This window comes from Pelagerythrobacter marinus (genome assembly GCF_034375205.1).
Lineage (GTDB): Bacteria > Pseudomonadota > Alphaproteobacteria > Sphingomonadales > Sphingomonadaceae > Pelagerythrobacter > Pelagerythrobacter marinus.
The window spans coordinates 975780-1001726 of the sequence record NZ_CP139719.1; the positions used below are offsets into that span (position 1 = coordinate 975780).

General features: G+C 68.5%; 26 protein-coding genes and 1 tRNA gene. 10 read left to right on the forward strand and 17 right to left on the reverse strand.

Annotation, left to right across the window (positions count from 1 at the left end; translation table 11 throughout):
• The first annotated feature begins 223 nt into the window (after positions 1–223).
• A complete protein-coding gene (locus T8T98_RS04605) occupies positions 224–2377 on the forward strand; it encodes a TonB-dependent receptor (RefSeq protein ID WP_251105944.1) in 2154 nt (717 codons plus the stop codon).
• Here the strand turns inward: T8T98_RS04605 and T8T98_RS04610 are convergent, their stop codons facing one another.
• The gene (locus tag T8T98_RS04610) at positions 2378–3388 is read right to left on the reverse strand and encodes a histone deacetylase family protein (RefSeq protein WP_251105943.1); all 1011 of its coding nucleotides are present in this window, start codon (positions 3386–3388) and stop codon (positions 2378–2380) included.
• Positions 3385–4359 (reverse strand): alpha/beta hydrolase, encoded by a 975-nt coding sequence (locus T8T98_RS04615; RefSeq protein ID WP_251105942.1) that lies wholly within the window; start codon positions 4357–4359, stop codon positions 3385–3387. Before T8T98_RS04615 ends, T8T98_RS04610 begins: the two co-directional genes overlap by 4 nt.
• A 176-nt stretch (positions 4360–4535) precedes the next feature.
• Here T8T98_RS04615 and T8T98_RS04620 point away from each other — a divergent pair, with 176 nt between their 5' ends.
• Complete coding sequence (locus T8T98_RS04620; protein WP_322295859.1) at positions 4536–5321, forward strand: AraC family transcriptional regulator; 786 nt, start codon at positions 4536–4538, stop codon at positions 5319–5321.
• Here T8T98_RS04620 and T8T98_RS04625 read toward each other — a convergent pair.
• Both T8T98_RS04625 and T8T98_RS04630 read right to left on the reverse strand, forming a co-directional pair.
• Positions 5309–5773: a DUF2141 domain-containing protein gene (locus T8T98_RS04625; protein WP_251105940.1), complete on the reverse strand. Its 465-nt coding sequence runs from the start codon at positions 5771–5773 to the stop codon at positions 5309–5311. The two genes, T8T98_RS04620 and T8T98_RS04625, sit on opposite strands and share 13 nt — an antisense overlap.
• A 45-nt stretch (positions 5774–5818) precedes the next feature.
• Positions 5819–5894 (reverse strand) — tRNA-Val (locus T8T98_RS04630).
• A gap of 99 nt (positions 5895–5993) precedes the next feature.
• On the opposite strand from T8T98_RS04630, the gene T8T98_RS04635 reads away from it, so the two are divergent.
• Entirely contained in the window at positions 5994–6974 is a 981-nt protein-coding gene (locus T8T98_RS04635; protein ID WP_251105939.1) for an asparaginase, read from the forward strand.
• Positions 6975–7013: 39 nt separating this feature from the next.
• Here T8T98_RS04635 and T8T98_RS04640 read toward each other — a convergent pair whose 3' ends face one another.
• The 4 genes from T8T98_RS04640 to fmt form a co-directional block, all read right to left on the reverse strand.
• Positions 7014–8126, reverse strand: coding sequence for a zinc-binding dehydrogenase (locus tag T8T98_RS04640; protein WP_251105988.1), 1113 nt, complete (start codon positions 8124–8126; stop codon positions 7014–7016).
• Between the two features lie 81 nt (positions 8127–8207).
• Positions 8208–8957, reverse strand: coding sequence for a tRNA pseudouridine(38-40) synthase TruA (gene truA / locus T8T98_RS04645; protein WP_251105938.1), 750 nt, complete (start codon positions 8955–8957; stop codon positions 8208–8210).
• Positions 8954–10021 (reverse strand): alpha/beta fold hydrolase, encoded by a 1068-nt coding sequence (locus T8T98_RS04650; protein WP_251105937.1) that lies wholly within the window; start codon positions 10019–10021, stop codon positions 8954–8956. Before T8T98_RS04650 ends, truA begins: the two co-directional genes overlap by 4 nt.
• A 32-nt stretch (positions 10022–10053) precedes the next feature.
• Positions 10054–10959 (reverse strand): methionyl-tRNA formyltransferase, encoded by a 906-nt coding sequence (fmt, locus tag T8T98_RS04655; protein ID WP_251105936.1) that lies wholly within the window; start codon positions 10957–10959, stop codon positions 10054–10056.
• 52 nt (positions 10960–11011) lie between these two features.
• On the opposite strand from fmt, the gene recR reads away from it, so the two are divergent.
• The 4 genes from recR (at position 11012) to T8T98_RS04675 (ending at position 14555) form a co-directional block, all read left to right on the forward strand.
• Positions 11012–11608 (forward strand): recombination mediator RecR, encoded by a 597-nt coding sequence (gene recR, locus T8T98_RS04660; RefSeq protein WP_160732443.1) that lies wholly within the window; start codon positions 11012–11014, stop codon positions 11606–11608.
• A 42-nt stretch (positions 11609–11650) separates the two neighbouring features.
• Positions 11651–12217: a peptide deformylase gene (locus T8T98_RS04665; RefSeq protein WP_160732444.1), complete on the forward strand. Its 567-nt coding sequence runs from the start codon at positions 11651–11653 to the stop codon at positions 12215–12217.
• A gap of 134 nt (positions 12218–12351) precedes the next feature.
• A complete protein-coding gene (rmuC, locus tag T8T98_RS04670) occupies positions 12352–13818 on the forward strand; it encodes a DNA recombination protein RmuC (protein WP_160732445.1) in 1467 nt (488 codons plus the stop codon).
• 17 nt (positions 13819–13835) lie between these two features.
• Complete coding sequence (locus tag T8T98_RS04675; RefSeq protein ID WP_251105935.1) at positions 13836–14555, forward strand: hypothetical protein; 720 nt, start codon at positions 13836–13838, stop codon at positions 14553–14555.
• A gap of 13 nt (positions 14556–14568) precedes the next feature.
• On the opposite strand, the gene T8T98_RS04680 is transcribed toward T8T98_RS04675, so the two are convergent.
• From T8T98_RS04680 to T8T98_RS04715, 8 genes are all read right to left on the reverse strand, one after another.
• On the reverse strand, positions 14569–14976 hold the full coding sequence (locus T8T98_RS04680; RefSeq protein WP_251105934.1) for an META domain-containing protein: 408 nt from the start codon (positions 14974–14976) through the stop codon (positions 14569–14571).
• 65 nt (positions 14977–15041) lie between these two features.
• Positions 15042–15863: a TrmH family RNA methyltransferase gene (locus tag T8T98_RS04685; RefSeq protein WP_251105933.1), complete on the reverse strand. Its 822-nt coding sequence runs from the start codon at positions 15861–15863 to the stop codon at positions 15042–15044.
• Complete coding sequence (locus T8T98_RS04690) at positions 15863–16135, reverse strand: HPr family phosphocarrier protein (protein WP_160732449.1); 273 nt, start codon at positions 16133–16135, stop codon at positions 15863–15865. Before T8T98_RS04690 ends, T8T98_RS04685 begins: the two co-directional genes overlap by 1 nt.
• Positions 16135–16548: a PTS sugar transporter subunit IIA gene (locus tag T8T98_RS04695; RefSeq protein ID WP_160732450.1), complete on the reverse strand. Its 414-nt coding sequence runs from the start codon at positions 16546–16548 to the stop codon at positions 16135–16137. Before T8T98_RS04695 ends, T8T98_RS04690 begins: the two co-directional genes overlap by 1 nt.
• A gap of 93 nt (positions 16549–16641) precedes the next feature.
• The gene (gene rapZ / locus T8T98_RS04700) at positions 16642–17553 is read right to left on the reverse strand and encodes an RNase adapter RapZ (protein ID WP_160732451.1); all 912 of its coding nucleotides are present in this window, start codon (positions 17551–17553) and stop codon (positions 16642–16644) included.
• Positions 17554–17595: 42 nt separating this feature from the next.
• Entirely contained in the window at positions 17596–18039 is a 444-nt protein-coding gene (locus tag T8T98_RS04705) for an HPr kinase/phosphorylase (RefSeq protein WP_251105932.1), read from the reverse strand.
• On the reverse strand, positions 18036–19616 hold the full coding sequence (locus tag T8T98_RS04710) for a sensor histidine kinase (protein WP_251105931.1): 1581 nt from the start codon (positions 19614–19616) through the stop codon (positions 18036–18038). The genes T8T98_RS04705 and T8T98_RS04710 overlap by 4 nt, the downstream gene beginning before the upstream one ends.
• Entirely contained in the window at positions 19609–20355 is a 747-nt protein-coding gene (locus T8T98_RS04715; protein WP_251105930.1) for a response regulator transcription factor, read from the reverse strand. Before T8T98_RS04715 ends, T8T98_RS04710 begins: the two co-directional genes overlap by 8 nt.
• Positions 20356–20562: 207 nt before the next feature.
• Here T8T98_RS04715 and T8T98_RS04720 point away from each other — a divergent pair, with 207 nt between their 5' ends.
• Positions 20563–22161: a phosphoenolpyruvate carboxykinase gene (locus T8T98_RS04720; RefSeq protein WP_160732455.1), complete on the forward strand. Its 1599-nt coding sequence runs from the start codon at positions 20563–20565 to the stop codon at positions 22159–22161.
• A gap of 180 nt (positions 22162–22341) precedes the next feature.
• Positions 22342–22668: a hypothetical protein gene (locus T8T98_RS04725; protein WP_202388884.1), complete on the forward strand. Its 327-nt coding sequence runs from the start codon at positions 22342–22344 to the stop codon at positions 22666–22668.
• 33 nt (positions 22669–22701) lie between these two features.
• Here T8T98_RS04725 and T8T98_RS04730 read toward each other — a convergent pair whose 3' ends face one another.
• Positions 22702–25008: an ATP-dependent helicase gene (locus T8T98_RS04730; RefSeq protein WP_407675089.1), complete on the reverse strand. Its 2307-nt coding sequence runs from the start codon at positions 25006–25008 to the stop codon at positions 22702–22704.
• Positions 25009–25118: 110 nt separating this feature from the next.
• On the opposite strand from T8T98_RS04730, the gene T8T98_RS04735 reads away from it, so the two are divergent.
• Positions 25119–25715, forward strand: a complete 597-nt coding sequence (locus tag T8T98_RS04735; RefSeq protein ID WP_251105929.1) for a hypothetical protein — start codon at positions 25119–25121, stop codon at positions 25713–25715.
• Positions 25716–25947 lie beyond the last annotated feature (232 nt).

Consider the following 25947-nt stretch of genomic DNA (forward strand, 5'->3'; position numbering starts at 1 on the left):
GCCAAAACGCCAAACCCTGGCCGGCGCGTGTGACAGGCGCATGACCCGAGAGGCCCGATCCGTCCGATAACTGGCCCGGCCCGTGCCGCCGGCCCCCGGTGAGGTGATAGCCTCCCGTCCCGACGCGAAAAAGCACTCAGGGAGCATTACCATGGCCTTTTCTTCGGTCGGAACCGCCGCCGCATGCGGAATCTCGTTGCTGGCTCTCGGCGCCGCGACGACAGTGCACGCACAGTCCGCGGACCCGTCGCAGCCCGCCGCATCGCCGGCCTCCGCGCGGCCCGAGATCATCGTGACCGCGACCAAGCGCGACGAATCCCTGCGCGAGATCGCGGGGTCGGTTTCGGCCGTGACCGCGGAGGAATTCGACGACCTCAACGCGCAGGACCTGTCGGATTACATCACCCGAGTGCCCGGCGTGGTCTTCAACAATTATCAGCCGGGCGTATCCGAAGTCGTCATCCGCGGTGTTGCCTCCACCACTTACCACGAGGCGAACCAGGCGACGACCGGCTATTACCTGAACGAAGTCCCGCTGATCGAACCCGGCTTTCCGCTGGTCATCCCCGATGTCGATACCTTCGATCTCGAGCGGGTGGAGGTCCTGCGCGGGCCGCAGGGCACGCTGTTCGGATCGTCTTCGCTGGGCGGGGCCGTCAACTACGTCGCGCGCCAGGCCGACCCCACCGGGCTCGAGGCCGGGTTCGAGGGCATCCTGTCGAGCACGCGCCGGGCGGGCGAGGCCAGTTACGGCGTCAAGGGAATGGTGAACGTTCCGATCGTGCGCGACCGGCTCGCAGTCCGGCTCGTGGCGCTGGAGCGGTACGACGCCGGCTATCTCGACAATGTCGGCACCGGCATCGACGGGAGCAACGACCTGCGGGTGCGCGGGCTGCGCGGCTCGCTCGTCTGGACTCCCGCCGAAGGGACGACGCTGTCCGCGCTGAGCATGTACCAGGAATACGATCTCAGCGACCAGACTTACGTCGTGTTCAACGACGATCCCGAAACGTTCGAACGCAATACCAACGTGCCCGAATACCAGAAGACCGAGTTCCAGCTTCACAGCCTGCGGCTGGAGCAGGAGCTGGGCTTCGCCACGCTGAGCGCGCTGGGCAGCTACGTGCGCAAGGAGAGCGACCTGGCATTCGACGATTCGATCTTCGTCGGCATCGATCCGCGCACCGGCACGCCCCAGCTGTCGGGTTCGGCGGGCACGTCGGAGACGACTTATGCGGAGCTGCGCCTCGCGTCCGCGGGCGGCGGCCCGCTGGAATGGCTCGTGGGGGCCAACTACACCCGCCTCGATGCCGAGGGGACCGGCTATGCCCATATCGAGGGGATCGGCGACTATATCGACGCCAATCCGGGCGAGTTCGACGGCCGCCCCGCCAGCGAGATCGCACCGGGCGATTTCGTCCAGCGAACAGTGGACAGCAACGAGGTCAAGGAGATCGCCCTCTTCGGCGAGGCGTCCTATACCTTTGCCGATGTCTTCAAGCTGACGGCCGGCGGGCGCCTGTTCGAATATCGTTCCAGCCCGCGCCTGCAGTTCCTCCCCAACGCGGAACTGATCCCGCCGTTCGACTACCAGCCGGGCGAGAAGAAGGAATCGGGCTTCATTCCCAAGTTCTCGCTCACCTACACGCCGAACGACACGATCATGGTCTACGCGCTCTATTCGGAAGGCTTCCGGATCGGGGGCACCAACGTCTATGCCGTGGCCTCGGGTGCGCCGCTCAACTTCGACAGCGACAGCACGGCGAACTACGAGCTGGGCCTGCGGATCACCGGCGCGCAGGAGCGCGTGACGATCGACCTCACCGCCTATCACATGGACTGGAACAACATCCAGGTGCGGCTGTTCACCCCGGTCGATTTCGATGCCTATACGACCAATGGCGGCGGGGCCGATATCGACGGGATCGAGGCCGCGATCAGCGTACGCCCGGTGGACTTCCTGAACCTGTCGACCAGCATCAGTTACAACGATGCGCGCCTGTCGCAGCTCCTGCCCGACAGCTTCGCGCCCGGCGGCGGCTATGCCGAGGGAACCCGGCTGCCCGGCGCTTCCGAGTGGACGATCGCCAACCAGGTGGCATTCGACTTCGCCGACGCGCCGATGCGCCCGCGGATCGCCTTCGCCCACCGCTACCTGTCGGAAGCCCCGGTCGCCTTCGGCGATACGCTGGAGAAGGGCGACTACCATATCATCGACGTCAACGCGTCGGCCGAGGTCGCGCCAGGGCTGGAACTGGGCGTCTTCGTCAAGAACCTGACCGACACCTACGGCATCCTCAACGCACCGTTCGGCTTCGCCGGCTCGGTCACCCGGCCGCGGACGATCGGCGCGAGCCTGCGCTTCAGCTTCGACTGATCAGGCGGAAAAGCCGGAGAGGAAGGCGGATACGTTGAGGCCCAGGTCGCCGATCGCGTATCCGCCTTCCATCACGATCAGCACGGGAACGGCCGCGCCGGCGATCCTCTGCGCCATGGCGCGAAAATCGTCGCGGTCCAGATCGAAGGCGCAGATCGGGTCGCTGGCATGGGTGTCGGCGCCGAACGAGACGACCAGGAGTTCGGGCCGGTGCCGCGCGATCGCCTCCATCGCGCCGTCGAGCACGGCGAGGTAGGTTTCCCCGGCCGTCCCGCGCGGCAACGGGAGGTCGAGCGTGGCGCCGTCGCCGTCGCCGGTTCCCGTTTCGTCGGCATGGCCCCAGTAGAACGGGTAATCGGTCGCCGGGTCGGCGTGGATCGAACAGAAGAACGTCTCGCCATCGTCCAGGAAGATGTCCTGCGTGCCGTTGCCGTGGTGATAGTCCACGTCGAGGATCGCGACCCTCTCGTACCCCAATGGGCGTGCCGCCCGGGCCGCGATGGCGGCGTTGTTGAGATAGCAGTAGCCGCCCATGTAGTCGCGCCCGGCGTGGTGGCCGGGCGGCCGGCACAGGGCGAACGCCTGCCGATCGCCCCCGGCCACGGCATCGAGCGCGGAAAGCGCGGTCTGCGCGGACCAGTAGGCGCCTTCCCACGTCCCGGCCGCCACCGGGGTGCCGGCATCGTAGCTGAAGGCACCCAGTTGCGCGTCGATCCGGTCGAGCGGAAGCGGCCGGCGCCCGACGACCGGGAAGGTATATCCGATCGCGTCGCCCGCACGCCCCGCGGCAAGCCACCGGGCGTGCGCGGATTGCAGAAACCCGACGTAAGCCCGCTCGTGCACCGCGAGAACCGGCGCGAGCCCGTGATCGGACACGGCGGCCGGGCTGCCCAGCCGGTCGAGAATGGAGCGGGTGCGCGAGGGCTTTTCCGAATAGGGCATCCACTCGCCGTTATGCAGTTCGCGCGCGGGGGCGTGGGCGTCCTGACGCTGGTCGAAGAAGACCCTCATGGCCGGTCGTCGCGGTCGGCCGCGACGCGTGCGATCCAGGCGGCCTGGTCGTCGAGCGCGCGCGAGGCGAGGGGGGAGATCGACATGGCCTCCAGGAAGCTGTGCGTGGCCCCGGCATATGTCGCGGCTTCGGTCGGGACGCCGGCCGCGGCGAGCTTGCGCGCCATGGCATGGTTGCAGCCGGCGAGGATGTCGCACTCCGCGATGGCCAGGAAAGCCGGCGGCAGATCGTGCAACGCGGCATGAAGCGGGGCCACGAGCGGATTCGCGAGATCTTCGGGGCGATCCACGTAGTTGCTCCAGAACTGGTCCATCTCCGGCACCTCGAGCGAGAACGGCGGGCCGTCGAATGCATCGTAGCTCTCGGTCGGCTCTGCGGCAAAGGCGCCGTAGTTGAGCACCATGCCCGCCAGCCGCGCGCGGTGCCGGTCGCGGCGCAGCAGGCACGCGGAAACGGCCAGGTTGGCCCCGGCCGAATCCCCGCCCACGAGAATGCGGTCCGGGTCAATCCCGAGACTTTCCGCTTCCTCCTCCATCCAGTCGAGGGCGCCGGCGATTTCCTCCAGCGCCATGGGGAACTTGCTCTCGGGCGAGAGACTGTAATCGATGCCGATAACCACGATCCCGGCGCGTGCCGCGTATTCGCGCATCAGCCGGTCGTGCGTATCGACGCTGAACAGGGTCCAGCCGCCGCCGTGAATGTAGAGCATGGCCGGCGCCGGCCGGTCGCTCGTCGGGCGGTGCAGCCGAAGCCGCAGGCCGTGCCACGACATGTCACGGGTTTCGGCCATTTCCGGACCGCCCCGACGCCATCGCTCGCGCACCCGTTCGGCCACGGCGCGCCGCGCGACATGGTCCATCGCGGCGCCCGTCGCATGCTCGGCATAGGCGGCGTTCACGATTTCCACGAAGCGCCGGATGTCCGGATCGATCGGGTCGTCGGCGATGCGCGAATCGGGGTGGCTGCTCACGTGCCTGGCGTCCTCTTTGTGGCTTATCAGGGCCTTGATAGCGGCTGACGCCGCGAACGAGACGACGATTTCGGGCCAACTTGCCGCCGAGACAGGCCATCCGTCGCGCTTGCTTGCACAGCGCGGCGCATCTGGCCATCATGAGCGGATCGGGCGAGATTTGACGGGAACGGGCCATGAAGAAGAACGAAGACGTCCTCTCTCTGGGCCGGCCGGTGGTCGCCCTGCGCGACGAGTATCCGGCCGGCTTCGTCGATGCCATGCACAGCCACGACTATATCCAGATCCTCTATGCCTCCTCCGGCGTCATGGCGGTGCGGACCCGGGACGTGAGCTTTGTCGTCCCGCCGCAACGCGCGGTCTGGCTCCCGGCCGGGGTCGAGCACGAGGTGGCCTGTCGCGGCCCCGTCTCGCTGCGCACCCTCTATCTCGAGCCTACCCCCGAACAGGCCAGCGCGCAGTGTCGCGTGTTCGAGGTCTCGGACCTCCTGCGCGCGCTGATCCTCGAAGTCTTGGCCTTTCCCGCGTTTTACGACCCCGACGGGCGTGAAGGCGCGATCATCTCCCTGCTGCTGGGCGAGATCGCGCGAATGCCCAATGCCCCCTACCAGGTCATCATGCCGACCGACCATCGCCTGCTGCGCGTATGCAACGCGATCCTCGCCAATCCGTCCGATCCGCGCGACCTGGACGACTGGGCGAAGGTCGCCGGAATGGGCCGCCGCACGCTGACCCGCAGTTTCAAGCAGGAGACGGGAATGGGTCTGGCGGTCTGGCGCCAGCAGGTGCGCCTGATGGAGGCGCTTTCGCTTCTCGCCGCCGGCGCTTCGATCACGCAAGTCGCGTTCGAGGTCGGGTACGACAGCACCAGCGGGTTTGCATCGATGTTCAGGCGAGCCTTCGGCACCGCCCCCAGCCAGTATCTCGATGCCGCGCGCCGGGGCGATGGTCACAGCAGGTAGCGGATGCGCACCTGCTGGCGGTTGGGGCCGGGCGTCATTTCGAAGCGGGCTTCATCGAACCGCGGGGGGCCGAAGCGGATCGGCGGATTGCCGGAGAAGCCGAAGCCTTCGCGCGGGATCGCGGCGAACTTGTCCAGCTTGCCGTTGCCGTTCTCGTCGTGGACGATCGAGAGCGCCCACGTTCCCCGCGGGAGGCCCTGGAAGCGCAGGGCGGCCTTCGCGGCGGGCACGCTCAGCCGCACGGCATCGGCGTCGCCGGCGCAATCGGGGAAATGCGCCTCGCTGCGCGTCAGGCAGGCGTGGATCATGCCCTTGCGGTTGCGCAGCCGTTCCAGCTCGATCGTCAGTTCGGCCGGCACCGTCCCGGCCGCCGGGGCCGGACGGGTGCCGGCAGGGGCTCCACCCGCGGGAATGCTGCCCGTGACGAGACCGGCGACGAGCGCGATCTTCAATCGCCGCCTGGCGGCAAGTGGCATAAGTTCCCCCCTCCCGGGTCCTGGTGGGCGGTGACGGGTTCGAACCGCCGACCCTCTCGGTGTAAACGAGATGCTCTACCAACTGAGCTAACCGCCCCACGGGAGCGCCAGCACATAGCGCGCATGGCCGGATAATCAATCGCCCGCGGCGCATGGGCATTGGCGGCGCGGCGCGGCGGCGCTAGGGCGCGCGGACATGAGCCAACCGCACATCCGCATCCTGGCCACCGGCGGCACGATCGCGGGCATCGCCGGCTCCGCGATCAAGCACGAATATCGCGCGGGCGAGATCGGGATCGACGAATACCTGGAGAAGGCCGGCGGCCTGGGGCTGGGGGCGGAGCTTTCGGGCACGCAGATCGCCAACATCGATTCGGCCAATGTCGGCCCTGCGGTGTGGGACGCGCTTCACGCCGCCGCCCAGGGCGCGTTGGCCGAGGACGATTGCCACGGCGTGATTGTCACCCACGGCACCGATACGCTGGAGGAAACCGCCTTTCTGCTCGACCAGGTCCTGCCCGCGCACAAGCCGGTGGTGGTCGTGGGCGCCATGCGACCGGCCGATGCCGTCGGCTATGACGGCCTGCGCAATTTCGCCAATGCGGTGCGCGTCGCCAGCGATCCGCAGGCGGCGGGGCGCGGCGTTCTGGTGGTGATGGGCGACCGTGTCTTCGCCGCGCGCGACGTGTACAAGGTCCGCACCCGGGGCACCGAGGCTTTTCGCGGCTTTCCGCGCGAATCGGTCGCCCTGGTGACGCCCGCCTCGCTCGAATGGTTCGGCGCGCCCTGGCGCAACGGGACCGGCGCGGCTTTTCGGTGGACCGCGGACCTGCCCGAAGTCGCGATCGTCTACGTCCATGCCGGCCTCGATGCCGAGGCCCTGCGGCGACAGGTCGGGCCGGGCACGCGCGGGGTGGTGATCGCCGGCGTCGGCGAAGGGAACATGCCCGATGCCGTGCGGGGCGAACTCGCGAAACTGGCCACAGAGGGTGTCCGCGTGGTCCGGTCGAGCCGCGCGGACGAGGGGCTGGTGGACCGCGAGCCGGCCGACGACAAGCGCGGTTTCGTCGCCGCGCGGGCGCTCAACCCGCAGAAGGCGCGCATCCTGCTGCAACTGCTGCTGGCGAGCGGGCAAGGCGATCCCGCGGCCATCCAGCGCGCCTTCGACGGCGGCTAGCCTCCCCGCCGGGCGGGCGGGGAGGGCAAGGCGCGCGGATCAGCCGTGCGGCGTGACCAAGTATTTCTCGCCGGTCTTCATCTGGCGATAGTCGAGGATCGCGTCCCTCGTCAGCATCCCTTCCAGATCGACCTTGGTCTTGTAATGGCTGGCGAAAGTCGTGGTGAGGTTGTCGAGCACGCGCTTGCGCATCCGCATCACCGTTTCCATCCCCGCGTTCTGCAGGAACGGCGTCAGCAGCCAGCCGGACAGCGTCCAGCCGAAGCCGTAGCTGGGCGTCAGCGTGGTCGGCCCGAAGTCGAGACGTCCGTAGATGAACATGCGCTTCTGCTGGTTCGATCCGTAACGCGAATATTCGCTCATCTTGCCGACCGCGACCTGCTCCATCGCCTTGAAGCAGGTATCGACCATCTTGCCGCCGCCGATCGGGTCGAAGCCGTAGAAGGCATCGGTTTCGTCGATCGCTGCCTTGAGCTGTTCGAGGAAGTCGTCGTCCGACGAGTTCACGACATGCGTCGCACCCTGGTCCTTGAGCAGCTTCGCCTGCTCGTCCTTGCGGACGATGTTGACGAGGCCCATGCCGTCTTCGAGGCAGATGCGGTTGAGCATCTGGCCGAGGTTCGATGCGCCGACGGTGTGCAGGATCGCCTTCTGGCCATCCATCCTGGCGTTTTCGACGAAGCCCAGCGCGGTCATCGGATTGACGAAGCTGGATGCGCCCGCCTCGGCGCTGTGATCGCCCAGCGGCAGGCACATCGCGGCATCGGCAATCGCATATTCGGAGAAGGCGGTGCCGGGCACGCAGGCGACGCGCTGGCCCATCAGCGCCTTGGCCATGTCGCTGTCGCCGGTGGCGACGACGGTGCCCGCACCCTCGTTGCCTGCGGGCAAGCGCTGGCCATGGCGGGCCTTCTGTCCCGAATTGAACGGTTCGGGCATCCTGGCGACGACTTTGCCGGGCGAATAGTCGGCATTCTCGAAATCGGCCGCGCCGGTCAGGATCGCGAGGTCCGACGGGTTGATCGGCGCGGCTTCCATCCTGACCAGCACCTGGTTGCCGGTGGGATCGGGAAACTCGCTCTGCGCGATCTCGACGGTCAGCGTACCGTCGCTTTCAAGAGTGGTGAAAAGCTGTTTGCCCGTGGTCGTCATCTGCATTCTCCCGCTTCGATCCTTGATCGATCGGGCCTATCGCTAAGCGCGAGAGAAGCGCTTGGCTAGGGTGACGTTAGGTCAACCCTCGCCGGGGTAAGTGGCCCTGACGAAGTACAGCCCGTGGGGCGGCGCGTTGAGGCCGAGTTCCTGCCGGTCGCGAGCCTCGAGCGCGCGCGCGACCCGCTCCACCGGCCAGCGCCCCATGCCCACGAGCGCGAGGCAGCCGACCATCGAGCGGACCTGGTGGTGGAGGAAGCTGCGTGCTTCGGCCGCGATCGAAACCTCTTCGCCCGCGCGCCGCACGGCGAGGCGGTCGAGCGTCTTGACCGGGCTGGCGGCCTGGCAGTGAACCGAGCGGAACGTGGTGAAATCGTGCCGCCCGACCAGCGCCTGCGCCGCGCGATGCATCGCCTCGGCGTCGAGCGGCTGGGGCACCTGCCAGGCGCGGTTCCGCTCCAGCGTCAAGGGCGCGCGCCGGTTGACGATCCGGTATTCGTAAGCCCGCCCTGTGCAGGAAAAGCGCGCGTGCCAGTCGCCGGGCACGATCTCGCAGGCGGTGACCGCGATCGGATCGGGCCGGAGCAGCGCGTTCAGCGCCTCCATCAGCCGGAAGGGTTCGAACGGCTTTTCGATATCGACATGGCTGCGCATGGCCAGTGCGTGGACGCCGGTATCGGTCCGCCCGGCCGAGTGCAGGGTCGCCTCCTCGCCGGTCACGGCATGGACGGCGCGCTCGACCGATTCCTGCACGCTGGGGCCGTGCGGCTGGCGTTGCAGGCCCATGAACGGCGTGCCGTCGAACTCGAGGGTGAGGGCGAAGCGGGTCATGTCCCGGTGGCGGCGCGCTTCTCGCCCCGGGCCAGCGCCTGGAGCAGGCGCGGCTCGAACACCTCGGGCGCCTCGACCTGCGGTGAATGGCCCAGATCGTCGAACGTCACCAGCGTCGCGGCGGGGAAACGCGGCGCGGCGGATTGGGCCAGGGCCGGGATCGCGTCCAGCCGCCGCTGCACCTCTTGCGGAGCCTGCCCCTTGCCGAACGTGGTCGTGTCGCGCATCCCGATCATCAGGGTCACCGGCATGGCGATGCCCTCGATGTGCTGCGCGATCGGCTGGGTCAGGATCATCTCGCTGGTCTTGGCCTGGGCATGGGCCACGGCGTCGCCGCTGGCATATTGGCCCGCCAGCATCCCCACCCAGCGATCGTAGCGCGCCTTCCAGTGGCCGTGATAGTAGGTTTCCAGCTGATAGCGGCGGATGGACTGGTAATCCTTCGCCCGCTCCTGCGCGATCAATTGCGACAGGGGCACGTAGGGCACGCCTTCGGCCATGCGGTCGGTCAGGCCGAGGGGGTTGATCAGCACGAGCTGCCGCGTCGCATCCGGATAGGCATGGGCGAAATGCATCGCCAGCATCCCGCCGGTCGAATGGCCGACGATCGCGGCCTGCGCGATGCCCTGCCGTTCCATCAGCTTGCGCGTGAACGAGGCCAGCATGGCGAAGGTATATTGCGCCTCGCGCGGCTTGGACGACTTGCAGAAGCCGATCTGATCGGGGATCAGCACGCGGTAGCCGGCGCCCAGCAGGGCCCGCGCCGTGTCCTCCCAGGTCGCGCCGCAGAAGTTCTTGCCGTGCAGCAGGACGACGCTGCGCCCGTTGGGCCTGTCGGGCGCCAGGTCCATGAAGGCCATCTGCGCTTCGCTGTCGCCGACTTCGACCGGCATCGTCTCGACCGGCCAGGGGTAGGCGAAGTATTCGAGATCGACGCCGTAGCGTTCGACCGCCGGGCCTGACTCAGGCGGGCCGGGCTCGGCAGCGGTGGTCGCACCCGCCGGAGCGAGGCCGAGCGCAAGCGCAGCGAACAGAGTGAAACGGGCGATCGGCGTCCTGGTCATCGGTCAGCTCCCGTGATCGTGCAGAGTGCGGGTCATTCCACCATGGTTCCCGCCGGCACGGCGCGGCCGCGCAGGAAGGCCGCGACGTCCATCGCCGGCTTGCCAGCGCGCTGGATGCGGGTGGGGCGCAACGCGGCATAGCCGCAGGCGATGGTGAGATCGTCGTCCAGCGTCACGCCCGGCTTGCCCTCGCGCGCGATGACATCTGCGGCGAGCAGCTTGATCCGCTCCCCGCCCAGGGTGAACCACGCCCCGGGAAACGGGGCGAAGGCGCGCACCTGGCGCTCGATCGCCTCGGCGTCGTGCGACCAGTCGATCCGGGCTTCCGCCTTGTCGATCTTGGGCGCGTGGGTGGCCATGGCATCGTCTTGCGGGACAGGTTGCAGGGCCGGCAGGTCGATCAGCGTGCCGACCATCAGCTGCGCGCCCATTTCGGCCAGCTCGGCGGTCAGCTCGCCCGCGGTCTTGCGCTCGACCGGGGTGCGCGCGGTCGCCAGCATCGGCCCGGTGTCGAGCCCGGCCTCCATCTGCATGATCGTGACGCCGGTAACCGCGTCGCCCGCCAGGATCGCGCGCTGGATCGGTGCTGCCCCGCGCCATTTCGGCAGCAGGCTGGCATGGATGTTCAGGCACCCGCACGCCGGGATGTCGAGCACGGCCTGCGGCAGGATCAGCCCGTAGGCCGCGACCACCGCGACATCGGGCTTCGCCTCGGCCAGCGTGTCCTGCACGTCCTGCGGCTTCAGCGAGGCGGGGGAATGGACCGGGATGCCGAGCGTTTCCGCCTCGCGCTGGACCGGCGACGGTTGCAGCTTCCTGCCCCGGCCGGCCGGGCGCGGGGGCTGGGTATATGCGGCGGCGATCGTATGCCCGGCCGCGTGCAGCGCCTTCAGCGCCGGCACCGCGAAATCGGGCGTTCCCATGAAGACGATGCGCATAAGCGGGCGGGCCACCTTTCGTTGCGGACGCGCAGCCCCTATCTCCGCCCCCATGGCATCGCAAGAGATCGAGAACCTGGCATCGGCGCTCGCGCGGCTGCCCGGGCTCGGCCCGCGCTCGGCGCGGCGCGCGGTCCTGTGGCTGGTCAAGCGCCGCGAAACCGCGCTGGAGCAATTGCTCGCCGCGATGGCCGAGGTGAAGGACAAGCTCGTCGAATGCCCGGTGTGCGGCAATATCGATACTCGCGCGCCCTGCGGGATCTGCGCCGATCACCGCCGCGACGCGCGCTCCATCTGCGTGGTCGAGGACGTGTCCGATCTCTGGGCGCTCGACCGGGCGAAGCTGTTCACGGGCAAGTACCACGTGCTCGGCGGGCGGCTGTCGGCGCTCGACGGCGTGCGGCCGGAAGACCTGACGATCGGCGCGCTGCTTGAACGCGTGCGCGAAGGCGGGGTGGACGAGATCGTCCTGGCGATGAACGCCACGCTCGAAGGGCAGACGACGGCCCATTACATCGCCGAACGGCTGGAGGACCTGCCGGTGCGCGTGACCCAGCTCGCCCATGGCCTGCCGGTCGGCGGGGAGCTGGACTATCTCGACGAGGGCACGCTGGCCCAGGCCCTGCGCGCGCGGCGCCCGGTGGGGTAGCCCTCACTTGAGATTTGCCGGGCGGCGCACTATTTCCTCGCCATGGCTATTCGCGAAATCCTGGAAGTGCCGGACCCCCGGCTCAAGGTCGTGTCCGAACCGGTGACTGAGTTCGACGACGAGTTGAAAACGCTGGTCGAGGACATGTTCGACACGATGTACGACGCGCCGGGCATCGGCCTGGCCGCGATCCAGGTCGGCGTGCCCAAACGGGTGCTGGTGATCGACCTGCAGCCGGAAGACCCGGACGCGGAGCCAGAGGTCTGCGACCACGGTGGGCACCAGCACACGCACCAGCCGACGATCCGGGAACCGCGCGTCTTCATCAACCCCGAGATCCTCGATCCGGCGGAAGAACTGGCGACGTACCAGGAAGGCTGCCTCTCGGTCCCCGAGATCTACGCCGACGTCGATCGCCCGGCGACCTGCCGCGTGCGGTGGCAGGACCTGGAAGGCAATGTCCACGAAGAAGCGATGGAGGGGCTGATGGCCACCTGCATCCAGCACGAGATGGACCACCTCGAAGGCATCCTGTTCATCGACCACCTCAGCCGGCTGAAGCGACAGATGGCGCTCAAGAAGCTGCAGAAACTGCGCCAGGCAGCCTAGGCCGGCGGGTTCGACGCCCGGGGCGCCTGCGCGCCGCCTGCACGCCAGCTGCGCGACGCTTGGGCAAGGCTCTGCCTGTGGGTTCCCGGCGGGCGCCTCTGGCGTTCCCTCTCCGTTCCGCGTAATGGGCGGGCATGGACCCGACAGTTCTTGCCATTGCCGCCATCGTCCTCGGCCTCGCGCTGGGATACTTCCTCGGTCACCGGTCGGGCGCGGCCCCGGTCAGGGACTGGCAGGCGCGCCATGGCGAGCGCGATGCCGAGGCGCGCGAGCTCGACGAGAAGTTCCGCCGCGCGATCGTCGAGCTGGAAAATGCCACGGTCCGCGCCGAGCGGGCCGATGCGCTCGACGGCGAGTTGCGCGAGGCGCGCCGCCAGCACGAGGCGGCGATGGAGGAACTGCGCCGCAGCAATGGCGCGCTGGCGGCCGAACTGGCCATGCTGAAGGAAAAGACCGCCAATTTCGACGAACAGAAGCGCCTGCTGATCGAAGCGCGCGAGGAACTGCTGAAGGAATTCCAGAACACCGGCTCTGCCGTGCTGACCAAGGCGCAGGAAGCCTTTCTCGCCCGGGCCAACGAGCGGCTCGGCCATTCCGAGAAGACATCGGAGGAAAAGCTGCGCGCGCTGCTCGACCCGGTCGGCAAGCGGCTGGAGGCTTACGAGAAGCAGGTTGCCGCGCTTGAGGAAAAGCGCACCGATGCCTTCGCGCGCCTCCACCAGCAGATCACCGAGATGCAGCGCGGGCAGGAGGAAGTGCGGCGCGAGGCGCAGCGGCTGGGCAACTCGCTGACCAATGCGCCCAAGGCGCGCGGCCGCTGGGGCGAACGCGCCCTGCAGAACGTGCTCGAGCAATGCGGGCTGTCCGAACACACCGATTTCAACCTCGAACACTCGATCGATACCGAGGAAGGGCGCCTGCGGCCCGACGCGGTGGTCCACGTGCCCGGGCAGAAGAAGCTGGTGATCGATGCCAAGGTCTCGCTCAACGCCTACCAGGCGGCGTTCGAGGCCGATGACGAGGGCGAGCGCTCGCGCCAGCTCGATCTCCACGCGAAATCGATGCGTGGCCATGTCCAGACGCTGGGCTCGAAAAGCTACCAGAGCCAGTTCGACGACGCGCCCGATTACGTGGTCATGTTCGTTCCCGGCGAGCATTTCGTGGCCGCCGCGCTCGAACACGATCCCGAGCTGTGGGATTTCGCCTTTCGCAACAAGGTGCTGCTGGCGACGCCGACCAACCTGGTGGCGATCGCGCGCACGGTCGCGCAAGTCTGGCGGCAGGACAGGATGGCGGACGAGGCGCGCGCGATCGGCGCAATGGGGGCGGAGCTCTACGACCGCCTGCGCGCGGCCTCGGAGCATCTGAAGCGGGTCGGCGGCGGCCTCGAAACCGCGGTGAACAACTACAACAAGTTCGTCGGCAGCTTCGAACGCAACGTGCTTTCTTCCGGTCGCCGGATGGCGGAAAAGGGGGTGGAAATCGGCAAGGCCGAGATACCCGACGTCCCCCTGGTGGAGGCGACGCCGCGCTATACTGCCGACGATGTCCGCGAAGAGGGCGAACGCGTGCTGCCCTCGCTTGACAAGGGCGCCGGTTGACGGGGAAAAGCGCGACGATGCGCCACCTCGCGATCCTGACTCTCCTGCCTGTCTCGCTGGCTCTTGCCGGGTGCGGGGAAGGCCGTGCCCCGTCGGAGCAGTTGCGCGATGCGACCGAGAGACTGGTGGAGGAAGCGGCCGGCCAGCCCGCGCCGTCGCACGCCAGCGGGCCCTATGCGCCGCGCGACGAATGCGCGGACCTGCCCGGGGCGGCCGATTTTCGCCGCGACCTGGCCGCCGCGGTCGCGGCGCGCGATGTCGATGCCATGCTGGCGCTCGCCGCTCCCGACGTGAAGCTCGACTTCGGCGGTGGGGCCGGCCGGGCGCAGTTGCGCCGCGAGCTGGAGGCGCCGGGCGGCGCGCTGTGGGCCGAGCTGGAAACGCTCCTGTCGCTGGGCTGCGCGGCCGAGGGGCAGGCGAGCATGACGATGCCGTGGTACTTCGCCCAGCCGATCGACGGGGTCGATCCGATGATGGGAATGATCGTGACCGGCGAGGACGTTCCGCTGCGAATGGCGGCGCAAGAGCGGGCCGAGCGCCTGCGCGCGCTTTCCTGGGAAGCGGTCGAGGTGGTGGAAAGCTACGTGCCCGAGGCGCCGTTCCAGCACGTCGAGACGGCCGACGGCGTGCGCGGCTATATCGCCAGCGAGCGGCTTCGCAGCCTGATCGATTATCGCCTGATCGCGTCGAGCCGCGACGGCACCTGGAGCATTACCAGCCTCGTCGCCGGCGACTAGCGCGCGGGAAAGGTCAGGAAGCGTCGGCCCCGAGCCGTTCGAGCTGCGCCTCGTGCCCGCTGGAGCGCAGGACCAGGTCCTCGCCGTGCCATTCGATCACCGGTGCGGCGACCAGGAGGGCGGAGATCGCCTGTTCCTGTTCCCACACGTCGCCTTCGCAGAACATCCGCGTGCCGGCCAGGGGGCCGGCGATCAGGCGGCCCTGTTCCACCCGCCATTCGCCCCCGATCGCGTTGCAGCCGACGCTGGCGGACATGCGATCGTCGGCAAAGGTGAGGGTCGAGCGGCCGGGGTCGACCGGGGAATCGCCGTCGATGGTGACGAAGCGCCACTGGCTTCCGGCCAGGCGCTCGGGCACCGCCGCCCGCGGGACGCAGGCGGCGCACGCGATCGCTGCAATCGGCAGGAGGGCGAATCTCATGCGCGCGGGCCTAGGGTCGAATGGCTGAGTCGCGGCTGAATGAACCGCCCCCGGCGCGCCCTTCGTCAGCTATCGCCACGCTCGAGCGAGGCCAGGACCTCGTAAGCGAGCACGGCCCCGGCCACCGCGGCATTGAGGCTGTCGGCACGGCCGCGCATCGGCATGGTGACGCGCAGGTCGCAGGCGCTCTCGTAATTGGCGGGCAGGCCGCGCGATTCATTGCCGACGAGGATGAAGCACGGCGCGGCGTAGGGCGCCGCGCGATAGGGCACGGCATCGCGCAGGCTGGCGGCGACCAGCTGGCCCGGGCCGCCGCGCAGCCAGGGGAGGAATTCGTCCCACCGCGCCTGGGCGATCCGCTGGGTGAAGATCGCGCCCATGCTGGCGCGCACGGCCTCGACCGCGAAAGGATCGGTGCAGTCGTCGATCAGGATCAGGCCGCCCGCACCGACCGCATCGCCCGTGCGCAGCATCGTGCCGAGGTTGCCCGGATCGCGCAGCGCCTGCGCGACCAGCCAGATCGGCGCGGCATCGCGCTCGATCGCGGCAAGCGAGGTATCGAACGCGCGAAAGACGCCTGCGATCGCCTGCGGATTGTCCTTGCCGGTGATCTTCGACAGGATTTCGGGCGTCGTCTCGACGATCGTTCCGCCCGCGCTTTCGACCGCCTGTTCGAGCGCGTCGGTCAGTGGATGCGGGTCGCGCCGGTCGGCCATGACCAGCATTTCCGGCACGAAGCCCGATTCGCGCGCGTCGGTCAGCAGGCGCAGCCCTTCGGCAAGAAAGCGCCCTTCGCGCCGGCGGTGCTTCTTGTCGCGCAGCGAACGCAGGAACTTGACCGTGGGGTTGGAAAAGCCGGTGATCAGCCGGCGCGGCGCGCCCGGCATCAGTCTTCGCCGAAGCCGTTGGCCACCAGCTCGCACAGTTCGTCGAGCACTTGCGGGGCGCGCTCGCCGCTAACGATCACCTCGATCGTGTCGCCCCTGGCTGCGCCCAGCATCATCAGGCCGAGGATGGAGCCGCCGGCCGCCTCGTTCCCACCCTTGGCGACGCGCACTTGTGTGCCGGGCGGCAACTGGCTGACGGCATTGACGAATTTTGCGCTGGCCCGGGCGTGAAGCCCGCGGCTGTTGACGATGGTAACCTCGCGCCGCTCCATCACGAGATATCGGCGTGCTGCCCGAGCAGTTCGGATGCCACGGTGATATAGGTCTGGCCGGCCTCGCGCGCGGCGCGCACGGCCTCGGCAGCGGTGGCCTTCTTGCGCACCCCGGCGAGGCGGATCAGCATCGGCAGGTTGATCCCGGCGATCACTTCCACCCGTCCTGCCTCGAGCAGCGAGATCGCGAGGTTGGAAGGCGTGCCGCCGAACAGGTCGGTCAGGATCACGACGCCCTTGCCGCCATCGACGCGCTTGATTTCGCGGGCGATATCCTTGCGCCGCTGCTCCATGTCGTCGCTGGGGCCGATGCACACGGTCGCGATCGCGTCCTGCGGGCCGACGACATGCTCCATCGCGTGAACGAATTCGTCGGCCAGGCGGCCGTGGGTAACCAGGATGACGCCGATCATTGTCTGGTGCTTCGTCCGGGTAGGGGGAGGGCGGGCTGGAGGAGGGCGGGTTGGGGCAGGGAAATCATGCGAACCATGGCCGACGGCAGTGACTCATTGCGGGCCTTCGATCTCGTCGGCCGCGCGCGATCCAAGATTGCGATGGATGACCGTGGGGGAAAAACCCGCCTCGCGCAAGGCCTGCGCGAAACGCTGCGCGGCATAGACCGACCTGTGCCGCCCGCCGGTGCAGCCGAAGGCGATGTTGACGTAGCTCTTCCCCTGCGCCTCGTATCGCGGGATCAGCGTCAGCACGAGGTCCCGGATCTGCGCGAAGACCGGCGCGAAGCTGGCGTCGCGCTCGATATGGTCGCCCACGGCTGCGTCCAGCCCGGTCTGCTCGCGCAGGCCATCCACCCAGTGCGGGTTGTCGAGAAAACGCATGTCGAAGACCAGGTCGGCCAGCGGCGGGGTGCCGCGCGCGAAGCCGAAACTGGACACGATGATCGCCATTTCACGCGGGGCCGTGTCGGCGAACTGGCCCCGGATCGCCTGCTGCAGGTCGTTGCTGGAGAAATTCGAGGTGTCGATCACCGCGTCGGCCCAGCGCCGCAGCGGCTCCAGCAGCTCGCGTTCGGCCTGGATGCCGGTGCGCACGGGCCGGTCGGCCGCCATCGGGTGGCGTCGGCGCGTCTCGTTGTAACGCCGCTCCAGCTCGCCGCTGTTGCAGTCGAGGAACAGCGTCGTGACCACGAGGTCGGGCCGCCGGGAAAGGTCCTTCACCTTGCCGATGATCTCCTCGGGCACGAACCCGCGGGTGCGCGAATCGAACCCGATCGCCAGCGGGTGGCGCGTCGCCTCGGGATTGGGCGGCCCGATCAGGCGGCCGACGAGGCGGATCGGGAAGTTGTCGATCGCCTCCCAGCCGAGGTCTTCCAGGACCTGCAGGGCAGTCGTCTTCCCCGCACCCGAAAGCCCGGTGACGAGGAGGATATGCTGGCGATCAGCGGGCGAATCGTCGGCCATGATGATGGGCTGTGTGCGCCCTCTGCCGCGAAATGGAAAGTGTCAGTCGGGCCCTGTTCCACCGCCGGGCAGGCCATGGGCGCGCAGCGCCAGCTCGGCGCGCAGCGCGGCCGGGGCGATGCGCGGGTCGAACGCGAGCGTGGGCACCGCGATCCCGGCCATCCGCGTGGCCGCGGCCCGCTCGACGAAACGCGGCGCGTCCGGGTCGAGCAAGAGGCGCAGGGCGATTTCCGCTTCCGCGCAGGCGAATGTCAGCAGGCCGACGTTGCGAATTTCGACCAGGCCGCGGGTGCGCGGGTGGGGCAGGGCCCACAGCGTGTTTGCGCGCGGGGCGAGCAGGATGCCGTCGTCGCCCACCAGGCTGGCCCCGCGATCGATCAGCGCCAGCGCCAGGCCGGTCTTGCCCGCGCCGGGCGGCCCCTCGATCAATATCCCGCGCCCGCCGATCGCGACGCAGGTCGCCTGGTGCTGGACCGGCGCGCTCACCGGGCGATCCGGGCCGCCGGCAGGCCGAGGACGAGGCAGGCGCCCCGCTGCCCGTCGGGCCGGTCGCGCGCCTCCAGCGTGCCGTCGTGCGCCTCGGCAATCGTGCGGGCGATGGCGAGGCCGAGGCCGCTGTGATCGCCGAAAGCTTCCGCGTCGGGGCGCACCGAGTGGAACCGCTGGAACACCTTTTCGCGCGCTTCCTCGGGGATGCCGGGGCCTTCGTCGCAGACCGAGAGGACGACGCGGCCGTCCTCGTCACGCTCGATCGCGACGTCGATGATCCCGCCGGGCGGGGAGAACGACACGGCGTTGTCGAGCAGGTTTTCCACGATGCGCTCGATCCGCAGCGGCACGCCCATGACGAGGGCCGGGGCACCTGACGGGTGCAGCCGGATCCGGCGCCCGTCGTTCTCCGACCGGTCCTCGCGCGCCGTGATGATCGCTGCGGCCAGTTCGCCGAGGTCGATCCGCTCGAACGTCGCGCGCGAGATTTCCGCATCGACCCTGCTGGCATCGGAAATCTCGGTCACCAGCCGGTCGATCCGGCGGATGTCGTGCTCGGCAATCGCGGTGAGCTGGCTGCGCAGGCCCGGTTCGTCGACCTTGGCAAGCGATTCGATCGCGCTGCGCAGCGAGGCGAGCGGGTTCTTGATCTCGTGCGCGACGTCCGCGGCGAAGTGCTCGACCGCGTCGATCCGGTGGCGCAGGGCGGCGGTCATGTCCGAAACGGCGCGGGCGAGGGCGCCGATCTCGTCGCGCCGGTCGGGCATTCGCGGAACCTCGATCGCGCGTTCGCGTCCCAGGCGCACGCGCATTGCCGCCCGTGCCAGCGATTGCAGGGGCTGGACGATGGTCCGCGCGAGATAGAGCGAGAGGAAGATCGAACCGAGCAGGGCGATCAGCACCGCCATGCCCAGCGTGGAGCGTGCCTCGCGCACTTTCTCGGTGATGTCGATCGCGTTGCGCGTGGTCAGCAGGGTGACCCCGTTCAGGCCCACCGGGACCGCGGCATTGATGACCGGCGATCCGTCGGGCGCATCGCGCAGCTGGATCTGCGAGACGCCTTCCTCCCGCGCGCGGGCAAGTTCGGGCCAGGAATCGGCCACCGGCTGTTCCGGCTCGATGTAGTCGGGGATCGGATCGGCCCCGACGATCGCGTCGACCGCCCGGTCGAGCCAGCGGGCGAACTCGATGGAGAACGAATCGTCGCCCACGTCGTCGAATTCGAACGCCGGGCCGTCGAGCGCGAAGCTGTCGGCCCACAGCAGCCCCTCGGCATCGAACATGCGCAGGCGCATCTTCTGTTCCTTGCCGATCTGGATCAGCAGGGCCTCCTGCCGCTGGCGCGATGCGCCGGCCAGCGCCTCGGCCGTGATCTGCGCCTCGATCCGGGCCAGCTTGTAGCGTTCGGACAGGAGCTGCTTGCGATAGGTGTCGAGATAGAAGATCCCGCCGCCGAGCAGCGCCAGCGGCAGGAGGTTGACCGCCAGGATCCGCGTGGTGAGCGAGAAACGCCGCGACCAGCTGAGCCGGTCGAGCCGCTCGTCGATCCGGTCGCGCAGGCCGGTTTCAGCCATCGCCGAAGCTGTATCCGGCGCCGTAGAGCGTCTCGATGGCGGCGAAGTCGGGGTCGACCGCGCGGAATTTCCGCCGCATCCGCTTGATATGGCTGTCCACCGTGCGATCGTCGACGAACACGTCGTCGGGATAGGCGGCGTCCATCAGGGCATTGCGCGACTTTATCACCCCCGGGCGCGCGGCCAGCGCCTCCAGCAGGAGGAACTCGGTCACGGTCAGCGAGACCGGTCTGTCGTCCCAGGTGACGTGGTGGCGGGCCGGGTCCATCGTCAGGCGGCCGCGGACCAGCGGCTCGCTCGCCCCCTCGTCCGCGCCGGCCGGACGCTCGGCCTTTTCCTCCCGCAGTTCGGTCCGCCGCAGGATCGCGCGAATCCGCGCGAGCAGGAGCCGCAGGCTGAAAGGCTTGGCGATGTAATCGTCGGCTCCCAGCTCCAGCCCGGTTTCCTCGTCCTGCTCGTCGTCCTTGCTGGTGAGGAAGATGACCGGCAGGCTCGAATGCCGGCGCAGGCGGTTGAGCAGTTCCAGCCCGTCCATCCGCGGCATCTTGATATCGAACACCGCCAGGTCGGGCGGATCGTCGAGCAGGGCCTTGAGCGCGGTCTCCCCGTCGGAATAGAGGCGCGTCGCATAGCCTTCCGCCTGCAGGGCGATCGAGACGGTGGTGAGGATGTTGCGATCGTCGTCGACCAGCGCGATGACCTGTTCCCCGTCGGCCTGCGAACGCTCTTTCTCGGCCATTTCGCCTCCGTCGTCAGGGTGTTGCGAGCACGTGGCTGCGACGGTTAGCCGTATCCGCGGCGCGAGACAACGCGGGCGAACGACGGCGGCGTTTGACGCGGGCGCAGCGCGCGATTATGCGCTTGCGGACATTCCGTGCATTCGTATGCGAACGACTCGCCGGGGCGCCTTCCACGGGCCGCCACCCGGCGCGACCAGGAGATCAGAGTGAGCACCTCGCTGTCCCACCCGCTTTCTGCCCAGAATATCGAGACCCGGGCGAAGATCCACGCCAACCTGTCATCGGCCGAACTGACCGAACACGCCCTGGCAAACGGCGAGGGCCGCCGGGCGAAGCACGGCCCGCTGGTGGTCGAAACCGGCAAGCACACCGGCCGCAGCGCGAAGGACAAGTTCATCGTGCGCGATTCGGAAACCGAAGACACCGTGTGGTGGGACAACAATGCCTCGATGACGAGCGAGCATTTCGCCGCGCTCAAGGCCGATTTCCTCGCCGCCGTGGCAGACAGGGAAACGCTCTACGTCGCCGACCTGTTCGGCGGTTCGCAGCCGGAATACCGGGTCAACGTGCGCGTCATCAACGAACTGGCGTGGCACAACCAGTTCATCCGGACCCTGCTCGTCCGCCCGACCGAGGCCGAGCTCGATGGCTTCGTGCCCGAGTACACGATCATCGACCTTCCCAGCTTCCGGGCGGACCCGGAGCGGCACGGCTGCCGCAGCGAGACCGTGATCGCCGTCAACCTGAGCGAGAAACTGATCCTGATCGGCGGCACGAAATATGCCGGCGAGATGAAGAAGAGCGTGTTCGGCGTGCTCAACTATCTCCTCCCGACCAAGGGGGTCATGCCGATGCACTGCAGCGCAAATATCGGGCCGGACGGCAAGAGCGCGGTGTTCTTCGGCCTTTCGGGCACCGGCAAGACCACACTGTCCGCCGATGCCAGCCGGACGCTGATCGGCGACGACGAGCACGGCTGGTCGGACACTGCGGTCTTCAACTTCGAAGGCGGCTGCTACGCCAAGATGATCCGCCTCGATCCCGAGGCCGAGCCCGAGATCTACGCCACGACGCGGATGGAAGGCACGGTGCTCGAAAACGTCGTGATGGACGAAAACGGCGAGATCGATCTCGACGACAATACCCTGGCCGAGAACACCCGCGGGGCCTATCCGCTCAGCTCGATCCCCAATACCTCGGAAGAGAACCTCGGCCCGCCGCCGTCGAACGTCATCATGCTGACCGCCGATGCCTTCGGCGTCCTGCCGCCGATCGCGCGCCTGACGCCCGAACAGGCGATGTATCACTTCCTGTCGGGCTACACCGCGAAAGTCGCCGGCACGGAAATCGGCGTGACCGAGCCGGAGGCGACGTTCAGCACCTGCTTCGGCGCGCCTTTCATGCCCCGCCACCCGAGCGTTTACGGCAACCTGCTGAAGAAGCGGATTTCCGAAGGCGGCGCGCAGTGCTGGCTGGTCAACACCGGCTGGACGGGCGGCAAGTACGGCGTGGGCCAGCGCATGCCGATCAAGGCCACGCGCGCGCTGCTCAACGCCGCGCTCGACGGGACGCTGGGCGATGCCGAGTTCCGCCGCGATCCGAACTTCGGCTTCGACGTGCCGGTCAGCGTGCCGGGCGTCGATGACGCGATCCTCGATCCGCGCTCGACATGGGCCGACAAGGAAGAGTACGATCGCACCGCGAGAAAGCTGGTGCAGTTGTTCATCGACAACTTCGCGCCGTTTGCCGATCATGTCGACCAGGGCGTGCGCGATGCCGCGCCCAGCACCCCGGTCGCCGCCTGACGCCGCCGCCGCGCCAGGCCTTTACGGTTGGAGAGGAGAGCCCCCGCCCGGGAAACCGGAGCGGGGGCCTTTTCGTATCGGGCCGCCCCGGCGGGGCGGTCGTGACCGCGGGGCGCGGATTCGCGCCTTTTGGTTTGCGGCGCGCGCGGTTACAGTCGCCCGGCAACAACGCGCAGGAGAATGACAGTGGCTCTTTTCGATCAGTTGCTCGGTGCGGCGCAGAACCATCCGACCGTGAAGAACATGGCCGACAAGCTCGGCATCGACGCGGCCCAGGCCGAACGCGCGATCGCCGCGCTGGGGGAGGCCCACCACGAGGAAGGCGACACTGTCGGTCTCGCCGCGCAGAAGACCGGCCTCGATGCCGGCGTGCTGCAGCAGGTCGTGGAACAGATCGGCGGCGAGGGGTCGCTGGCCAAGTTCGCGCAGATCCTCGACCAGGACGGTGACGGCAACCCGTTCGACGATATCGCCGGCTTCGCCAGCAACTTCTTCGGCAGGAAGTAACCGGCTTAGCCGGCGCGGACCGGGGGCGGCCGGTCAGGCGAGCGTGACGAAGCTGTCGATGACCCGTTTCGTCCCGGCCTGTTCGAACGCGATTTCGAGCCGGTTGCCTTCCTGCCCCGTCACCGTGCCATAGCCGAACTTGTCGTGGAACACGCGCTGGCCGACCGTCACGTCGGTGCGCGGCTTGGCGGCGAAGCTGGCGGCGCTGCGGGTGGTTTCGCGCACCCGCCGCGGCGTCGCGTCGTAACCGGTCGAAAGCGCCCGCTGCCAGCCGGGGCCGCGGCTGCCCGAGCGCTCGGGCCGGCTCGTCGCGACGTGGGCGAACGGGTCTTCGCGCTCGCTCATGCCCGCGCGCCATAGCGATGCGCCCCCGGTCAGCGTCGTTTCCTCCTCCACATGGTCGGCCGGCAACTCGCCAACGAAACGGCTCGGTATGCTGCTGGTCCACTGGCCGTAGATCCGCCGGTTGGCCGCGTGCAGGATCGTGCAGCGCCGCCGGGCGCGGGTGATCGCGACATAGGCCAGCCGGCGTTCCTCCTCCAGGCTGGCGAGGCCGCCTTCGTCGAGCGCGCGCTGCGAGGGAAAGACCCCCTCTTCCCAGCCGGGCAGGAAGACATTGTCGAACTCCAGCCCCTTGGCCGCGTGGATCGTCATGATGGTGACTTTCTCGCTGTCGTCGCCGGCCTCGTTGTCCATCACGAGGCTGACGTGTTCGAGGAAGTCGCCCAGCGTCTCGTATTCCTCCATCGCGCGGGCGAGTTCGGACAGGTTCTCCAGCCGGCCCGATGCCTCGGCGGTCTTCTCGGCCTGGAGCATGGCGTTGTAGCCGGTTTCCTCCAGCACGGTGCGCAGAAGCTCGGCCGGGGTCGCTTTCTCCGCCTGTTCGCGCCAGGCGAGGAACTGGCGCATCAGCCCGCCGATCGTGTTCGCCGCGCGGGCCGGCAATTCGTCGCTGTCGGCCAGTTGCAGCGTTGCCGCGGCCAGCGGCAGGCCCGTGCGGCGCGCGTGCTGGTGCATCTTTTCCAGCGTCTTGGCGCCGAGCCCGCGTTTGGGCTGGTTGTAGATCCGTTCGAAGGCGAGATCGTCCTGCGGCTGGGCGATGACCCGCAGATAGGCCAGTGCGTCGCGGATCTCCGCCCGCTCGTAGAACCGGAAACCGCCGACGATGCGGTAGTTCAGGCCGATCTGGATGAAGCGGTCTTCGAACTCGCGCGTCTGGTACTGGGCCCTGACGAGGATCGCGATACGGTCGAGCGGGGCGCCTTCGCGCTCCAGCCGCTCGATCTCTTCCCCCACGCGGCGCGCTTCCTCGGGCGCGTCCCACACGCCGATCACGCGGACCTTGTCGCCGCCGTCCACCTCGGTCCACAGGCTCTTGCCCAGCCGCTGGCTATTGGCATCGATCAGGCCCGAGGCGGCCCCGAGGATATGCGGGGTGGAGCGATAGTTCTGTTCCAGCCGGACGACGTGGGCGCCCGGAAAATCCTTCTCGAAGCGCAGGATATTGGCGACTTCGGCCCCGCGCCAGGAATAGATCGACTGGTCGTCGTCGCCCACGACGCAGATGTTCTTGCGCTCCTGCGCGAGAAGGCGCAGCCACAGGTACTGGACCTGGTTGGTATCCTGGTACTCGTCCACCAGGATATACTTGAAGCGCTGCTGGTAATGGGCGAGCACGTCGCGTTCGCGCCGGAAGACGTTGAGCATGTGCAGCAGCAGGTCGCCGAAGTCGCAGGCGTTCAGCGCTTTCAGCCGGTCCTGGTAGAGGCGATAGAACTGCTGCCCGCGGCCGTTGGCGTAACCCTCGTTCTCCACCGCGTCGAGATCCTCGGGGTTCAGCCCCTTGTTCTTCCACCGGTCGATCAGGCCGGCGAGCTGGCGCGCGGGCCAGCGCTTTTCATCGAGGTCGTTGTCCGCGATCAACTGCTTGAGCAGGCGCAACTGGTCGTCGGTGTCGATGATCGTGTAGTTCGATTGCAGGCCCACCAGCTCGGCATGGCGGCGCAGCATCTTCGCGCCGATCGAATGGAACGTGCCGAGCCAGGGCATCCCCTCGACGGCTTCGCCCAGGTGGTGGGCCACGCGCTCGCGCATTTCACGCGCGGCCTTGTTGGTGAAGGTGACGCAGAGGATCTCGCTCGGCCAGGCGCGCCTCGTCGCGACGAGATGTGCAAGGCGCGCGGTAAGCGCCGCGGTCTTGCCCGTGCCGGCCCCCGCTAGCATCAGCACGGGCCCTTCCGTGGTCAGCACGGCTTCCCGCTGGGGCGCGTTAAGTCGCGCTGCGTAAAGGGGAATTTCGCCGTCGTCGGCGTGTTCGGGGGCAAGCGGGGATGGGGGCATGATCGCGTGAACAACTAGAGAACGGCCGCCCCACGCGCAAGGGGCAGGGCGGAACTGGCCCCCGGCTGCGGCGTATGTGGGGTGTACACGAACAGTAGGAGGAAGCTCCGATGCAGAAGACGATACTGGCCGGCACGGCCGCCGCCCTTGCCCTTGCACTTCCCGCCGCCGCGAGTGCGCAGGACGTGGCCGCCGACGCCGAAGTGGAAACGACGGTCGAGATGGATGCGAACCAGCAGGCGGCCTATGACGCCTGGCCTGCCGATCGCCGCGCGGCCTACGATGCATGGTCGCCGGACCTGCAGGTCTATTTCTGGAGCCTGACGCCGGCCCAGCAGCGCGGCTGGTGGGCGCTGACCGACGACCAGCGCGCGCGGGTCTACGCGATGACGCCGCAGCAGCGCAGCACGGCCTGGGCGCAGATCGCGGCGCAGATGGGCGGCACGACCGCCACGCGCAACCCGTCCGCGAACACCGCCGCCGCCGCGTCGGCCAGCGGCAACATGCGCTTCGTGCAGAGCACGATGGTCCAGGACGCCCCGCCGCCGGCGGAGGAATACCCGGTCTGCGGCGCGCAGATCCAGGACAACTGCATCAACCCGCGCGAAGCGGGCAAGAGCTACGGCAACGTGCCGCTCGACTACTGGCCGGGCCGCCCGGCGAGCGAGATCGACGGTCCGCTGCCGGCGCAGAGGCCGAACGACTGAGACTGACCGACCCCGGCCCGCCGCGGCCGGGCGACGAGGGCGAGGCCGGGCAACCGGGCTCGCCCTTCGCATGTCTGGGATGAGCCGCGGGGTGGTGGAGGCGCCGCGGGCGGGGTTGGGTGGGTTCCTGCTTTCGCAGGAACGCGGGTGCGCGGTGGAGCAAATGGGGATTGGCTCGCCAGGGCGCGTCGGCTGTTCTCGCGCGCGCGACGGCGCCTTTGGCAGGCCAATG

Coding starts and splice junctions, on each gene's coding strand:
- T8T98_RS04610 (WP_251105943.1), bottom strand. CDS start 3,388: ATGAGGGTCTTCTTCGACCAGCGTCAGGACGCCCACGCCCCCGCGCGC.
- T8T98_RS04620 (WP_322295859.1), top strand. CDS start 4,536: ATGAAGAAGAACGAAGACGTCCTCTCTCTGGGCCGGCCGGTGGTCGCC.
- T8T98_RS04635 (WP_251105939.1), top strand. CDS start 5,994: ATGAGCCAACCGCACATCCGCATCCTGGCCACCGGCGGCACGATCGCG.
- T8T98_RS04640 (WP_251105988.1), bottom strand. CDS start 8,126: ATGACGACCACGGGCAAACAGCTTTTCACCACTCTTGAAAGCGACGGT.
- truA (WP_251105938.1), bottom strand. CDS start 8,957: ATGACCCGCTTCGCCCTCACCCTCGAGTTCGACGGCACGCCGTTCATG.
- T8T98_RS04650 (WP_251105937.1), bottom strand. CDS start 10,021: ATGACCAGGACGCCGATCGCCCGTTTCACTCTGTTCGCTGCGCTTGCG.
- fmt (WP_251105936.1), bottom strand. CDS start 10,959: ATGCGCATCGTCTTCATGGGAACGCCCGATTTCGCGGTGCCGGCGCTG.
- recR (WP_160732443.1), top strand. CDS start 11,012: ATGGCATCGCAAGAGATCGAGAACCTGGCATCGGCGCTCGCGCGGCTG.
- T8T98_RS04665 (WP_160732444.1), top strand. CDS start 11,651: ATGGCTATTCGCGAAATCCTGGAAGTGCCGGACCCCCGGCTCAAGGTC.
- rmuC (WP_160732445.1), top strand. CDS start 12,352: ATGGACCCGACAGTTCTTGCCATTGCCGCCATCGTCCTCGGCCTCGCG.
- T8T98_RS04675 (WP_251105935.1), top strand. CDS start 13,836: ATGCGCCACCTCGCGATCCTGACTCTCCTGCCTGTCTCGCTGGCTCTT.
- T8T98_RS04680 (WP_251105934.1), bottom strand. CDS start 14,976: ATGAGATTCGCCCTCCTGCCGATTGCAGCGATCGCGTGCGCCGCCTGC.
- T8T98_RS04685 (WP_251105933.1), bottom strand. CDS start 15,863: ATGCCGGGCGCGCCGCGCCGGCTGATCACCGGCTTTTCCAACCCCACG.
- T8T98_RS04690 (WP_160732449.1), bottom strand. CDS start 16,135: ATGGAGCGGCGCGAGGTTACCATCGTCAACAGCCGCGGGCTTCACGCC.
- T8T98_RS04695 (WP_160732450.1), bottom strand. CDS start 16,548: ATGATCGGCGTCATCCTGGTTACCCACGGCCGCCTGGCCGACGAATTC.
- rapZ (WP_160732451.1), bottom strand. CDS start 17,553: ATGGCCGACGATTCGCCCGCTGATCGCCAGCATATCCTCCTCGTCACC.
- T8T98_RS04710 (WP_251105931.1), bottom strand. CDS start 19,616: ATGGCTGAAACCGGCCTGCGCGACCGGATCGACGAGCGGCTCGACCGG.
- T8T98_RS04715 (WP_251105930.1), bottom strand. CDS start 20,355: ATGGCCGAGAAAGAGCGTTCGCAGGCCGACGGGGAACAGGTCATCGCG.
- T8T98_RS04725 (WP_202388884.1), top strand. CDS start 22,342: ATGACAGTGGCTCTTTTCGATCAGTTGCTCGGTGCGGCGCAGAACCAT.
- T8T98_RS04730 (WP_407675089.1), bottom strand. CDS start 25,008: ATGCCCCCATCCCCGCTTGCCCCCGAACACGCCGACGACGGCGAAATT.
- T8T98_RS04735 (WP_251105929.1), top strand. CDS start 25,119: ATGCAGAAGACGATACTGGCCGGCACGGCCGCCGCCCTTGCCCTTGCA.